Genomic DNA, 14,030 nt, shown 5'->3' on the forward strand with positions numbered 1-14,030 from the left:
AACCCCTCGCAAAGTTGCGTCAGATCAGCCTAAGCGAGGCGGAAAGGCGCAGGCAACCACGCCGTTGGGTCACTCGTATCGCTGGACGAAACGGCGCAGGATTTCGCCGGGCTGCGTGACCTTCGCCGAATGGCAGTGGTCGATCAGTTTCTGCGCGTCTTCGGGCGGGAAATAGCCGTGGTTCCTGTAGATGTTGATGCGTTGTTCAAAGTCTTTGGCATCGGCTTCCGGATGGAACTGAGTGGCATAGACGTTCCGGCCCCAGCGGATCATCTGGAACGGGCAGGGGTCGGACGCAACAAGGTGAACGCAGCCCTCGGGCAGGGCTTGAACCGCTTCTTTGTGGCCAACAAACGCATCAAAGGTGGCGTCCAACTCTGCGGTCAACGGGTCTTGTTGTCCTTCGGGGGTCAGGCGGCACCTGGATGGTCCCACAGGCTCGCCATACCGGGCTTTGCTCACTTTGCCATCCAAATGTACGGCCAGAATACCAAGGCCATAGCAACACCCCATGAAGGGATGATCCTGCGCGGTAATCTGCGGCATCAAACCCAGGATCGCTCCTTCGATCCGCGCATCCGTCGCGGATTTGGTCGCGGGGTCATCACTGACGCATCCCGGCCCGCCGCCTACGATAATCCCCGCATAATCGGTGACTTTCAGCCCTTCTGGCAGGTCTTCGCAATCCAGACGGATGCGATGCGTGCGTTCGGGTAACAACCCGCTGCGGTTCAGGATCGAAGCATATTCTGCGTCGGAGGCATCCGTTTCCGGGCGCAATTGCAGGATCAAAAAGCGTTTCATGAACAGCCTTTACCCGTCACAATGGCCAGAAGACAAGGATGGCGGGGACGGAAACCACGATGATCAGAGCCTCCAACGGCAGGCCCATGCGCCAGTAATCGCCAAAATGATAGCCGCCGGGGCCCAGAACCAGCGTGTTGTTCTTGTGACCGATAGGCGTCAGGAACGCAGCCGAGGCCGCAACGGCCACGGTCATCAGGAACGGGTCGGGCGACACCCCGAGCGTTTGGGCCATCTGGATGCCCACCGGGGCCGCGACGATGGCGGTGGCGGTGTTGTTCAGAACATCGGACAAGGTCATCGTCACGACCATCAGTACGCTCAGGATCGCCCATGCGGGCAGACCATTGGTCAGCTGAATCAGCGCATTGGCAATCAACTCGGTGCCGCCGGATGTTTCCAAAGCGCTGCCCAGTGGGATCATCGAGCCCAGCAGCACAACCACGGGCCATTCGATATGGTTATAAATTTCTGTGATCGGCATGACCTTGGTCAGCACAAAGGCTATGACGACAAGACCCAATGCGACGGGAAGGTAAATCAACCCAACACTGGCCGCGAAGACGGCAACTGCAAATAGACCGATGGCCAACAAGGCCTTGTCATTTGCCGTCACGTTCAACCCGCGTTCGGCCAAAGGCAGACACCCCAGCCAGTCGGTCACATCGGCGCTGCGATCACGGGGGCAAAGCAGCAGCAAGATATCGCCCGGTTCAACCTCGGTCTTGCGAACCTGTTCGGTGATCTGACGACCCTGACGTGAGATGCCCATCAGGACGGTGCTCTGGCGCCAAGCCAACCCGATACCCTGCGCTGTACGGCCGGCTATGCGCGCACTTTCCGGAACAACCACTTCGATCACTTCCAACCCGTCGCCTTCAGCCGTCAGCAGCTCCTGCCGTCGCGTGTCCGAGAAATCCAGTTTCAGCGCAGAACGGAATTCGTCCAGCGCTTCGGGGCGCGCTTCCAGTACCAGCGCGTCGCCATCGTTCAGTGTGGCATGGGTTGACCGGCCATATCGCCGTTTTCCATCCCGGATCAGGCCGATGATAGCCACGTCGGATTTTTCGGCCGTTTCATAAAGTTCGCTGACCCGTTTGCCGATATGGGCAGAGCCCGGCGGAATCGTCAGTTCGGCAATGTATTCGGCCAGAACCTCGGATGTTTCTTGTTGCACGCCGCGATTGGGTATCAATCGCCATCCGATCAGCGCGACAAACGCCAGACCGGCGATCGCTGCTATTCCACCAACAGGGGCGAAGTCGAACATATGAAACGGCTCGCCCAGCGTTTCCTGCCGGATCGAGGCGATGATGATATTCGGCGGGGTGCCGATCAGGGTGACCATGCCCCCCAGAATGGTGGCAAAGCTTAGCGGCATTAGGGAAAGGCCCGGGGGCCGACCTGCTTTTCGCGCGGTCTGAATATCCACGGGCATCAGCAAGGCAAGCGCCGCGACATTGTTCATGAAGGCCGACAGAATCGCACTGATCCCGCCCATCAGGGCGATATGCGCGCCCAGCCCCCGTGACGCATCAACCAGAGTTCGGGTGATCAGAAATACCGCACCTGACCTGACCAAACCGGCAGAGATTACAAGCACCAGCGCGACGATAATGGCCGCTGGGTGGCCAAAGCCCGCAAAGGCATCATCGACCGGCACAACACCCAGCACGACACCGATCATAAGCGCGGCAAAAGCCACAAGGTCGTATCGAAACCGACCCCAAAGCAGCATTCCGAAGACAGTGATGAAAAGCGCGAAAAGAATGATCTGATCTGTCGTCATGCCGTCACCATACAAGGCGGTGAGGTCGTCGCAAGCCGCTCTCTTGATCCTGCCCCCCGCAAACGTCTATATGAGCGCCGAACACGCAAACATGATGACGAGGACGCACTATGGCAGGCCACTCCAAATGGGCCAACATCCAGCACCGCAAGGGGCGTCAGGACGCCGCGCGGTCCAAACTGTTTTCCAAACTGTCGAAAGAGATCACTGTCGCCGCCAAGATGGGCGACCCCGATCCCGACAAGAACCCGCGCCTGCGTCTGGCGGTGAAAGAAGCCAAGTCGAACTCGGTCCCCAAGGACGTGATCGACCGCGCGATCAAGAAATCGCAAGCGGGTGAAGGTGACGATTACGAAGAAATCCGCTACGAGGGCTATGGGCCCAATGGTGTTGCGGTCATTGTCGAAACCATGACCGACAATCGCAACCGGACCGCATCGACCGTGCGTTCGACCTTTTCGAAGAATGGCGGCAACCTGGGCGAGACCGGTTCGGTCGGTTTCATGTTCGAACGCAAAGGCGAGGTTGTTTACCCGGTGACCGCAGGGGATGCAGATTCCATTTTCGAGGCGGCCATCGAAGCGGGCGCGGAAGACGTCGAAAGCTCGGATGACGGTCACATCATCTGGTGCGCCGATACCGATCTGAACGATGTCTCCTCTGCATTGGAAACCGCGCTTGGAGAATCAGAATCCACCAAGCTGGTCTGGAAACCGACCACAACGACGGAACTGGGCCTGGAAGACATGCAAAAGCTGATGAAGCTGGTAGATGCTTTGGAAGACGATGACGACGTGCAGCGTGTCACGACCAATTTCGAAGCCACCGACGAGGTCATGGCGCAGCTTTAAGCTGACCCAATACCAACTCATTGAAACCCGGTCGCACGGCCGGGTTTTTTGTTTTTTGATGGTCTTATTGAATTATTGGCTGAAACATTCGATGCGCTTAGGCTGAAAGTGCGGGAAATACAGAAAACACGAAGACACAGTACGAATGACATCCGAAACTTCCGATCAGACCAAGCGCAACGTGCCCGTCCTGGCCGGGCAAAGTATCCTGTCTCAGGTCGCTTGGACGCTCGGCAGCCCGTCGGTTGTTTTGCCGTTTTTAGCCGTTTCCTTCGAGTTGCCGATGTTTGTAGCAGGGGCACTGGTGTCGGTGCGGATGGTCGGTTGCTTGATTGCCGATTTCTTTCTGGCGCAACCCGTTGCAGCAAGAAGCCGGAAGAAACATGCAATTGCGTTGACCGAAGCGGTCATTGGCGCCTGTCTGGTTCTGGCAATAGCTGCGGCAGCGACCGGGGCTGTCCCATTGATCGCAGTGGTTTTCCTGTCTGTATTTCTTGTGATCGGGCTTGTCAGCGAAGTGCAGACCTTGATGCTTACGGATCTGCTAGGGGACCATGTTCAGGCGCGTTCGCGCATGATCATGCAATATCTACAGCTTGGTGCAGGGGGGCTATGTGCCATTGGCCTTGCGTTGCTGGTGCATCAGATCACCAAGGATAATCCACCCTTTTCGCGCCATTCAGTCATGATTGGCGTTTCGGTTTTATTCTTCCTGCTGTCTGGTCTGTTCATGCTGGCGATAACAGAAACCGCGCGTGAGGTCGCGCCGACGACACCGCAGGAGTCCGAAAGGGGCATTTCGATTAAGGCGAATATCAAGGGTGTTCTGGGCATGTTCGAATACCAGTGGTTCCGGAGCTATATGATCATGCGTCTGCCCTTGGTTGCTGTGTCGCTGTCCGTTCCGTTCTTCGCGCTCATCGCAGCCGAAGCGCATCACAGCTCGACACAGGGATTGACCGCGATGATCGTCTCTTCCGCTTCGGGATATCTTGTATCGGGCCCTCTGTGGCAAATCATCAACATGAAATCCCATCGTGCGGTGATGGTGGTCGGGACATTGATGGTCGCCGCAACAGGCAGTGTTCTTTTGGTGTTCCACTATTTGGGCATCGACCATCAGGTTCACTTGCATGCAATTGCACTGTTCGTTGTCACCGTTGCTGTGACCGGGACCAGCAGTGCGCGTAAGCTCTATTTTCTGGATGTGGCACCCAAAGAGCAGCGGGTGCGGGGATCGGCGGCGGTCAAGGCGTTCGCGCGTTTAACCGCGGTGTTGTTGTCTGCGGGCCTTGCCGCTGTCGCCCATATGCACGAGGTCGCGATGGCCGTCGCATTCATCGTCGTCGCCAGTCTGGTGTCCTGTATAAACTGCTACCGCATGATGCAACCAGAACGGAAAAAGGCGGAACAGCCCTCGAATTGAGTTTTTGGCGAGCGTCGCGAAAGCCTCAGAAGAAGGATGAAATCTCTTCCAGGGGTTTCTTGAGTTTTGCCACAGCAGGCACAGTCGCGTCTTCTGACGGATGCCCCACTGCAATAATCATGGTTGGTTTTTCCGACGCGGGCCGGTCCAGCGCGTCGTTCAGAAACCGCATCGGGTTCGGGGTGTGGGTTAGGGTGCTGAGGCCCGCGTGATGCAGCGCAGCAATCAGAAAGCCGGTGGCAATGTTTACACTCTCCGGGACGTAGTAGTTCTTGTACCGCGTTCCATCCTCGAACTGCCCCCAGCGCTGGGCAAAAACCACGATCAGCCAAGGGGCGATTGTCAGATGTTCTTTGACCGCGTTGGTGCCGATGGGCTCCAGCGCCTTGATCCATTCATCCCCGGCGCCACCTGCGTAGAACCGGCGTTCTTCTTCTTCGGCTTCTTCCCGGATGCGGTGTTTCAGGGCAGGGTCCGAGATGGCTGCAAAATGCCAGGGTTGGTGATTGGCGCCTGACGGGGCGGTACCCGCAGTGCGCAGACTGGTTTCGATTACCTCACGGGCAACGGGGCGGGGGCTGAAATCCCGGATAGTATGACGCTGACGCATCTTTTCATAAAATGCCTGCGCCGCGCCCAGCATGTCTGTATCGCTGATGTCGCATCGGTCTGGCAGGGGAATAGGGTCATAGCCAAGAGCGTCACGTGAGAACATCGGTCCCTCCGAAAATGTCGTGTCTGTTTAGCTGCTTTGAGGCGGAAGCAAAATCCGTTCTGATGCACGTTTGACAGCCTGGGTCAGAGGTTTGAGTGCGGGCGCAAGAACACGCCCAACCTGCCAGCTCAGCGCGATATCCAGCGGTGCATCGGGCACGATGGGGCGCAACAGCCCTTGTTTCAGAACCTCCCGCACCAGAGCCGCGGGGTTCATGCCCCACCCAAGCCCGGCAATCGCCGCGTCCACAAATCCGTGTGAAGAAGGCAGGAAATGAGACGGGGGGGAAAGGCGTTTGCCAGTGTGCTGAACAATCCATGCCCTTTGCAGCCCGTCCTTTTGGTTGAAAACCAGGCAGGGTGCCTTGCCCAGTTCTGCCTCGGTCACTTTGTCCCGAAACCAGGTGTTGATGAATTCCGGGCTGGCCGTTGGCAGGTACCGCAACACGCCCAATGGGATCGCGTCGCACCCGGTCACTGTCTGGCCGCCAACGGTGACGGCGGCGCTTACCTCGCCCCGCCGCAGCCAGTCTGCGGAGTGATCCTGATCGTCGATCACCAGATCGAACAGCATGTCAGGCACCTGCGCCATCGCATCAACAAACCAGGTGGCCAGACTGTCTGCCGGTACGGCAATGCGGACGCGGGCGGACCTTGATTCCTGCTCCAGCGTAAGCTCTCGAACCAGCTGTGCCTCAAGCAGTCCGACATCTTCCGCGTAACGGGCGATGCGCAGCCCGGCGGGCGTTCCGGTGCAAGGGGTGCTCCGATGTATCAGGGTGGCTCCAATCCGATCCTCAAGCGCCCTGATCCGCTGGGATATCGCCGAGGGCGTCACCGCCAGCTCTGCCGCAGCCGCATCAAAGCTGCCATGACGCAGAATGGCAGACAAAGCGGACAGGTGAAGAGGATCCAGCAACATTAGTCGGGCTTAACTCGGGATAACATCTTTAATTTGATAGATCGCACCGACGATCTTAGTCAACGTCTTGCAATAGCAGGAGGTCCCATGCCCACGTCCATGATCGCCGGTTTCGCGCTGGGTTTCAGTCTGATCCTCGCCATCGGGGCACAGAACGCCTTTATTCTCCGACAGGGGTTGCGGCGTGAACATGTGTTTCTTCTGTGCCTGACCTGCTCAATGTCTGACGCGGTTTTGATTGTTGCAGGCGTCACAGGGTTCGGGACTCTGGCGCATTCAGCCCCCTGGTTTGAACCTGTACTGCGATTTGGCGGGGCCGCTTTTCTGACGTGGTATGGGCTGCGCAGTTTCGGGTCTGCCCTGCGGGGTGGCGCGGTAATGGAAACGGGCAACGGCCCGCGAACCAGCCTTAAAACCGCAATGCTTACCGTTCTCGCCTTCACCTGGCTGAACCCGCATGTCTATCTGGATACAGTGGTTCTGATCGGTTCCATCTCGGCACAGTATGATGACCGGGTCGGATTTGCCATCGGGGCGGTCACGTCCAGCTTTGCCTTCTTCTTTTCACTTGGATACGGCGCAGGTGTTCTGTCTCCGGTGTTTGCGCGCCCGCGCGCCTGGCAGGTGCTGGATGCAGTGATCGGTGTCGTAATGCTGGGTATCGCACTGAAACTTGTTGTCATGTGAAGGGTTGTTCCCGGCAGGGTTTCGGTGTTCAACCTAAGCCATGACATCGCTTGCCGTTTCGTCGCGCCCGCTTGCCGCTATGTTCTGGATGTTTGCCGCCGGGCTGTCCTTTGTTGTGATGACCGCATTGGTCAAATCTCTGGGCACGACGATGAATCCGATCCAGGCCGCATTCCTGCGTTATGCGCTGGGATTGGTGTTTCTGTTACCGGCCTTGCGGTCGATCATGGCGACCCGGCTGACACCCCGCCTGCTGACGCTGTTCGGTTTGCGCGGTGTAGTACACGCGATTGCTGTCATGCTTTGGTTCTTCGCCATGACACAAATTCCCTTGGCCGAAGTCACTGCGATGAACTACATGACGCCGGTTTATGTCACCTTGGGTGCAGCCCTGTTTCTGGGTGAGAAGTTGGCTTTTCGCAGGGTCGCCGCGATTCTGGTCGCTTTGGTGGGCGTGCTGGTCATCCTGCGCCCCGGGTTTCGCGAAGTCTCACAAGGTCACCTTGCCATGCTCGGAACGGCCCTGATGCTAAGCGGGTCCTATTTGCTGGCCAAGCTTCTTGTCCGCGACGTTCCACCTTCGGTTGTTGTGGCGCATCTGTCCATCTGGGTAACCATAGCCTTGATCCCCTTTGCGGTTGCCGTCTGGACCCGGCCCAGTATGCAAGAACTCGGGGTTCTGTTTCTGGTGGCCAGCTTTGCGACCGCAGGGCATTATTTCATGACATTGGCGTTGCAGGCCGCGCCTGTGGCCGTCACACAACCCGTCACATTCCTGCAGTTGATCTGGGCCACGCTTGTGGGTGCTGCGATCTTCCACGAAAGCGTTGACCTTTGGGTTGTGGCTGGCGGAACCCTGATACTGGGCGCTGTAAGCTTCATCTCATGGCGCGAGTTCATGTTGAACCGTCGGGACTTGACGCCTCCCAGTATTGCGCCGAAGCTATGAAGTGACATCTCTGCGCTTACATTGATTGACGAGTCAATAAAAACATCCTAGCTTGGTCGCATGACACCTGTATGGGGAAAGCGATGCCAAAAGTTGGAATGGAGCCGATCCGCAAGGACGCGATTGTTCGAGCGACGATTGCTGAACTGGGTGTCAAGAAATCCCTGGATGTAACCGTCAGCCAGATTGCCAAACGCGCAGGCATGTCCAGCGCATTGGCACACCATTATTTTGGCGGAAAGGATCAGATATTTCTGGCCGCAATGCGTCAAATCCTCGCCGACTTCAGCGACGAAGCCAGGGCCCAGTTGAAAGCGGCCAAACCGGGCAACCGGGCAGAGGCGATTATCCACGCCTGTTTTGCCCCTTCGTGTTTCACACCTGACGTGACTGCCGCCTGGATGACCTTTTATGTGTTGGCGCAGACCAACAATGACGCGCTGCGTTTGTGGCAGATCTATCAGGCGCGCATCAGGTCGAATTTGATCCATGCCCTGCGCCCCAGGATGCAGGATCCGGTCGAAGCTGCTGAAAACATGATTGCTTTGATTGATGGGCTCTATATTCGCGCAGCGCTCAGCGCCCCGGAAGAACCGCAACTGGCCGTGAACCACGCAATGCGCGTGCTCGATACTCTGCTCGAGGCTGAAAAATGACAAAACCAAACATTCTGATCCTGATGGTGGATCAGCTGAACGGAACCCTCTTTCCCGACGGTCCCGCTGACTGGCTTCACGCTCCGAACCTGAAGAAACTGGCGGAACGGTCGACCCGTTTTGCCAACGCTTATACTGCGTCGCCGCTTTGTGCGCCGGGGCGGGCCAGCTTCATGTCCGGTCAATTGCCCTCACGCACCGGCGTCTACGACAACGCGGCTGAGTTCCGCAGCGATATCCCAACTTACGCACACCATTTGCGCAGGGCCGGGTATTACACCTGTCTGTCAGGCAAAATGCACTTTGTCGGCCCGGACCAGATGCACGGGTTTGAGGATCGCCTGACAACTGACATCTACCCGGCCGATTTTGGCTGGACACCGGATTACCGCAAACCGGGCGAGCGGATCGACTGGTGGTATCACAACATGGGATCGGTGACCGGCGCGGGTGTTGCCGAGATTTCCAACCAGATGGAGTATGATGACGAGGTCGCCTATAACGCAAAGGCCAAACTCTATGACCTTGCGCGCGGCAAGGATGACCGCCCATGGTGCGTGACGGTCAGCTTCACCCATCCGCATGATCCCTATGTCGCCCGTCGCAAATACTGGGACCTCTATGAAGATTGCGCGCACCTGCTGCCCGAAATCGCTGATATCGGCTATGAAAACCAGGATTCTCACGCCAAGCGGATCTTCGATGCCAATGACTGGCGCAGCTTCGACATCACCGAGGAAGACATTCGCAAGTCCCGCCGTGCCTATTTCGCCAACATCACATATCTCGATGACAAGATCGGTGAAATCCTCGAAGTGCTGGAAACGACACGGCAAGAGGCGATCATCCTGTTCGTCTCGGATCACGGTGACATGCTGGGTGAACGTGGCCTCTGGTTCAAAATGAACTTCTACGAAGGCTCGGCGCGCGTACCTTTGATGATATCGTCCCCGGATTTGCCTGCGGGGCGGATCGATACGCCGGTTTCCACCATCGACGTGACACCCACGCTCGGGGCTCTGGCAGGCGTTGACATGGACGAAATCGCACCATGGACGGACGGCGAAAACCTGGTGCCATTGGCGCAAGGTGGCACGCGAACCGCGCCTGTGGCCATGGAATACGCGGCTGAGGCATCTTACGCGCCGCTGGTGTCGCTGCGCTATGGCAAGTGGAAATACAATCGATGCGCGCTGGACCCGGATCAACTGTTTGATCTTGAGGCAGACCCGCATGAGCTGACCAATCTGGCAGACAGTCCCGAACATGCGGGCACGCTGCAAACCCTGCGGGCAAAGTCCGAGGCCCGCTGGGATTTGGAGCGCTTCGACGCGGATGTCCGCGCCAGTCAGGCGCGACGCTGGGTCGTGTACGAGGCACTGCGGCAGGGCGGATATTACCCATGGGATTATCAGCCGCTGCAAAAAGCGTCCGAACGCTACATGCGCAATCATATGGATCTGAACATCGTCGAGGAAAACGCCCGGTTCCCACGCGGCGAGTAATCTCTTCGTCTTTTTGAAAATACTCCCGCCGGAGGCGTTTTTCCCGGCGGGCGGGGAGTTGTGAATATGGAAGCAGATTTTGTCATCGTTGGCGCAGGGTCCGCAGGCTGCGCAATGGCATATCGTCTGAGCGAAGGTGGGGCCTCGGTTCTGGTGATCGAGCACGGTGGTACCGACTTGGGGCCGTTTATCCAGATGCCCGCCGCGCTCAGCTATCCGATGAACATGTCGCGCTATGACTGGGGATATCAGTCCGAGCCCGAACCGCATCTGAACAACCGCCGTCTGGCCTGCCCGCGCGGCAAGGTGATCGGCGGGTCATCGTCGATCAACGGCATGGTTTATGTACGCGGTCACGCACGCGATTTCGACACTTGGGCCGAGATGGGGGCCGACGGCTGGTCCTATGCGGATGTGCTGCCCTATTACAAACGCATGGAGACATGGCATGACGGTGGTCATGGCGGCGATCCGGCCTGGCGCGGAACCAACGGCCCGTTGCACGTATCGCGCGGCCCACGTGCGAACCCACTGTTTCAGGCCTTTGTCGATGCGGGTCAGCAGGCGGGATACGAGGTCACCGGCGACTATAACGGCGAAAAGCAGGAAGGCTTTGGCCCGATGGAGCAGACCGTCTGGAAAGGGCGGCGCTGGTCAGCGGCGAATGCATATCTGAAGCCAGCGCTAAAACGCGACAATTGCGATATCGTGCGGGGTCTTGCGTCTCGGGTTGTCATGGAAAACGGTCGCGCCACTGGCGTGGAACTGATCCGTGGCGGAAAGAAAGAGATCATCAATGCCCGGCGCGAGGTCATTCTGGCTGCGTCCTCGATCAACTCGCCCAAGCTGCTGATGCTGTCCGGTATCGGACCGGGCGCGCATCTGGCAGAACATGGGATCGACGTTGTTGCAGATCGTCCGGGGGTGGGTGCGAACCTTCAGGACCATCTGGAGCTTTATATTCAGCAGGCCTCGCTGCAACCCATCACGCTTTACAAACACTGGAACCTGTTCAGCAAGGGCCTGATCGGGGCGCAGTGGCTGTTTACAAAAAAGGGGCTGGGGGCGTCGAACCAATTCGAGAGCGCAGCCTTTATCCGGTCGAAACAGGGGGTGGAATACCCTGACATCCAGTATCACTTCCTGCCAATTGCGGTCCGCTATGATGGGCAGGCTGCGGCTGAAGGGCACGGATTCCAGGCGCATGTCGGCCCGATGCGCTCGCCCTCGCGGGGTGCAGTCACGCTGCGGTCGGACAGGGCTGAAGACGCACCGGTGATAAAGTTCAACTACATGAGCCACGAAGAGGATTGGGAGGATTTCCGCACCTGTATCCGACTGACCCGTGAAATCTTTGGGCAGGATGCGTTCAAACCTTACGCCGGTAAGGAAATTCAACCGGGTGCCTCTTTGCAAACGGATGAAGAGTTGAACGCCTTTATCGCGGAACATGCCGAAAGCGCCTATCACCCCTGCGGCACCTGCCGGATGGGGCGTGCGGATGACAAAGGTGCGGTGGTCGATCCCGAGGGTCGCGTCATCGGTGTGGACGGGCTGCGCGTCGCGGACAGTTCGATTTTCCCGCAGATCACCAACGGCAATCTCAACGCGCCCTCGATCATGGTGGGCGAGAAAGTATCGGATTCCCTGCTGGGCAAAGACCCGTTGCCCAAGGCCAATGACCGCCCGTGGATTCACCCGGGCTGGGCAACCGCGCAGCGTTAATCCTTCTGAACTGCCCCCGGTTGAATGCGTAAATTTTCGGCGCTTGCCGGGGGTATATTAGCGAAAAGTTCAGTGTTCTTGTCCAGAAAAGCCTGAGCCACGTTTCAGAACAACTTGCCCTCTGCACGGCAGGATGGCGCGTGGCGTTGTATTGGAATTCGCGGGATTATTGCGGGTAGTTGATCCCGGTCAAAGCGAAAGCCCGGTCACGCTTCTATCACTGATTTGCAACGACATATGAAGGAGCGAACAGAGATGTCTCACACCCCGCATGAACTGGCCGAAGAGTTTCCGGACAAAGTTGAACTGATGAGCCAGCTCAAGCAAACGGATGCGCATTTTGCGCGGCTGGCCGATGAATATCATGAGGTCAACCGCGAAGTTCACCGCGCCGAAACCAATGTCGAGCCCATGGAAGAACTGGCTGAGGTTGACCTGCGCAAAAAGCGCGCGGCGCTGAAGGATGAGATTTGGGCGATCCTGTCCAAGGCTTAAACATAGTGACGGGGGCTCTGCCCCCGTCGTGACCAGAGACGCTACACCGGTGGGATAATAAATCAGACTAAGATCAGGTCACTTCATAGGGCAGAGTGCCGCGAATATGGGTGTCGATGCTCAGACGGCGTTCCAGCGGCGGGACCGAACGCTGGTGGCAGGTTTGCCGCTCGCAGATGCGGCAGGAAATACCGATAGGCTCGTAGGCGCTGGCATTGTTGATGTCGAGGTTATCAGCATAAACAAGAGCCGGGGCATGACGGACCTCGCATCCCAGCGCTATGGCGTACCGTCTGACCGGAGCGCCAAACGAGCCCCCAGATTTTGAGACATCCCGCGCCAGCGAAATATAGCGAACACCATCAGGCGTTTCCGCCAGTTGCCGCAGGAAATGGCCGGGCGTTTCAAACGCGCGATGCACGTTCCAAAGCGGGCAGGCCCCTCCAAAGCGCGCAAATTGCAGGCGTGTGGCCGAGTGCCGCTTGGTGATCGTACCGGCCTGATCAACCCGGACGAAGAAGAACGGGATACCCTTGGCGCCGGGACGCTGTAGTGTCGACAGCCGATGTGCAACCTGCTCGACCGACGCCCCGAAACGGTTGCTGAGCAGCTCCAGATCGTGACGCTCTTCCTGAGCGGCGGTCAAAAACGCGGTATAAGGCATCAGAGAGGCACCAGCGAAATAGTTGGCAAGTCCGATCTTGGCGATGGCGCGGGCTTCGTCGCTTTGGAATTTGGCGAAATCCAGCGTCGCCTCCAGCAACTGGTCCTGACTGATCAGCGCAACCTGCAACAGAAGTTGGAACACTTGCGTCTGCGGCGCAGCACGGGAGGACAGGCGCAAAATTTTGCTGTCGACATCATAAGCGCGCAAGGGGCCCGTATCTGAAAAAACCACCTGAATTCCACGCTCTGAAAGGCTGCTCAGGGCGGCTTGCCGGATACCGCCGGGGCCGTCGGCGCGGTTGGCAAACAGTTCCGCAGCCCTGTCCACGGCGTCGATGTAGTTGTCGCAGTAGTGGAAGAAATCGCGCACTTCTTCCCACGGGCTGGCCTGAATGCGCGCATCTTCGCGTCCCAAAGCCTCGTCCAGCGAGGCAAGGCGTTCATGTGTCTGCCGATAGGTTTTATGCAATTCGATAAACGCCCGCGCCAGAGCCGGGGCGTTGGAAGCTGTCAGGCGCAGATCTGCCAGTGGGGGCTGAATGTCCGAAAAAACAGGATCGGCCAGCGCCTCGCGCATGTCTGAAACAAGACGTTCGCTGTCTCCGGTGCTGAGTTCGGTAACATCCATTCCGAATTCCTGCGCCAGAGCCAGCACAACCGTGGTCGAGATCGGCCGGTTGTTGTTCTCCATCTGGTTCAGGTAGGGCAGTGAAACGCCCAGTTTGGCGGCAAATTCGCGCTGCGTCAGAGTCAGGCGCGTACGCATTTCGCGCAGTTTCGCGCCCGCATAGAGCTTTTGGGTGGCCATAGGGTGCCTTTGCAAGTTTTCCAATTGCCGAGG

At 58.0% G+C, this 14,030-nt stretch carries 13 protein-coding genes; 8 read left to right on the forward strand and 5 right to left on the reverse strand.

Annotation, left to right across the window (positions count from 1 at the left end):
• Positions 1-69: 69 nt before the first annotated feature.
• Both ACR0AM_RS04295 and ACR0AM_RS04300 read right to left on the reverse strand, forming a co-directional pair.
• On the reverse strand, positions 70-804 hold the full coding sequence (locus tag ACR0AM_RS04295; protein ID WP_480622211.1) for a glutamine amidotransferase: 735 nt from the start codon (positions 802-804) through the stop codon (positions 70-72).
• Positions 805-820: 16 nt separating this feature from the next.
• The gene (locus tag ACR0AM_RS04300; RefSeq protein ID WP_480622212.1) at positions 821-2,593 is read right to left on the reverse strand and encodes an SLC13 family permease; all 1,773 of its coding nucleotides are present in this window, start codon (positions 2,591-2,593) and stop codon (positions 821-823) included.
• 110 nt (positions 2,594-2,703) lie between these two features.
• Here ACR0AM_RS04300 and ACR0AM_RS04305 point away from each other — a divergent pair, with 110 nt between their 5' ends.
• Together ACR0AM_RS04305 and ACR0AM_RS04310 are read left to right on the forward strand one after the other, a co-directional pair.
• Complete coding sequence (locus ACR0AM_RS04305; RefSeq protein WP_480475805.1) at positions 2,704-3,444, forward strand: YebC/PmpR family DNA-binding transcriptional regulator; 741 nt, start codon at positions 2,704-2,706, stop codon at positions 3,442-3,444.
• A gap of 145 nt (positions 3,445-3,589) precedes the next feature.
• Entirely contained in the window at positions 3,590-4,870 is a 1,281-nt protein-coding gene (locus tag ACR0AM_RS04310; protein ID WP_480622213.1) for an MFS transporter, read from the forward strand.
• Between the two features lie 25 nt (positions 4,871-4,895).
• Here ACR0AM_RS04310 and ACR0AM_RS04315 read toward each other — a convergent pair whose 3' ends face one another.
• Positions 4,896-5,585 (reverse strand): nitroreductase family protein, encoded by a 690-nt coding sequence (locus ACR0AM_RS04315; protein ID WP_480622214.1) that lies wholly within the window; start codon positions 5,583-5,585, stop codon positions 4,896-4,898.
• A gap of 27 nt (positions 5,586-5,612) precedes the next feature.
• Positions 5,613-6,506 (reverse strand): LysR family transcriptional regulator ArgP, encoded by an 894-nt coding sequence (locus ACR0AM_RS04320; RefSeq protein ID WP_480622215.1) that lies wholly within the window; start codon positions 6,504-6,506, stop codon positions 5,613-5,615.
• An 87-nt stretch (positions 6,507-6,593) separates the two neighbouring features.
• Between ACR0AM_RS04320 and ACR0AM_RS04325 the strand changes: the two genes are divergently transcribed.
• The 6 genes from ACR0AM_RS04325 (at position 6,594) to ACR0AM_RS04350 (ending at position 12,523) form a co-directional block, all read left to right on the forward strand.
• Positions 6,594-7,193 (forward strand): LysE/ArgO family amino acid transporter, encoded by a 600-nt coding sequence (locus ACR0AM_RS04325; RefSeq protein ID WP_480475813.1) that lies wholly within the window; start codon positions 6,594-6,596, stop codon positions 7,191-7,193.
• A gap of 40 nt (positions 7,194-7,233) precedes the next feature.
• Positions 7,234-8,142, forward strand: a complete 909-nt coding sequence (locus ACR0AM_RS04330; protein WP_480475815.1) for a DMT family transporter — start codon at positions 7,234-7,236, stop codon at positions 8,140-8,142.
• A gap of 83 nt (positions 8,143-8,225) precedes the next feature.
• Complete coding sequence (gene betI, locus ACR0AM_RS04335; protein WP_480554043.1) at positions 8,226-8,798, forward strand: choline-binding transcriptional repressor BetI; 573 nt, start codon at positions 8,226-8,228, stop codon at positions 8,796-8,798.
• Positions 8,795-10,303 carry a choline-sulfatase gene (gene betC / locus ACR0AM_RS04340; RefSeq protein ID WP_480516210.1) on the forward strand — a complete coding sequence of 503 codons (1,509 nt, stop codon included), beginning with the start codon at positions 8,795-8,797 and terminating at the stop codon, positions 10,301-10,303. Before betI ends, betC begins: the two co-directional genes overlap by 4 nt.
• 66 nt (positions 10,304-10,369) lie before the next feature.
• Positions 10,370-12,028 (forward strand): choline dehydrogenase, encoded by a 1,659-nt coding sequence (gene betA / locus ACR0AM_RS04345; RefSeq protein WP_480622216.1) that lies wholly within the window; start codon positions 10,370-10,372, stop codon positions 12,026-12,028.
• 255 nt (positions 12,029-12,283) lie between these two features.
• Complete coding sequence (locus ACR0AM_RS04350; RefSeq protein ID WP_480475823.1) at positions 12,284-12,523, forward strand: HP1242/YdcH family protein; 240 nt, start codon at positions 12,284-12,286, stop codon at positions 12,521-12,523.
• 73 nt (positions 12,524-12,596) lie between these two features.
• On the opposite strand, the gene ACR0AM_RS04355 is transcribed toward ACR0AM_RS04350, so the two are convergent.
• Complete coding sequence (locus ACR0AM_RS04355; RefSeq protein WP_480493760.1) at positions 12,597-13,997, reverse strand: helix-turn-helix domain-containing protein; 1,401 nt, start codon at positions 13,995-13,997, stop codon at positions 12,597-12,599.
• Positions 13,998-14,030 lie beyond the last annotated feature (33 nt).

The organism is Ruegeria sp. AD9 (genome assembly GCF_056542305.1).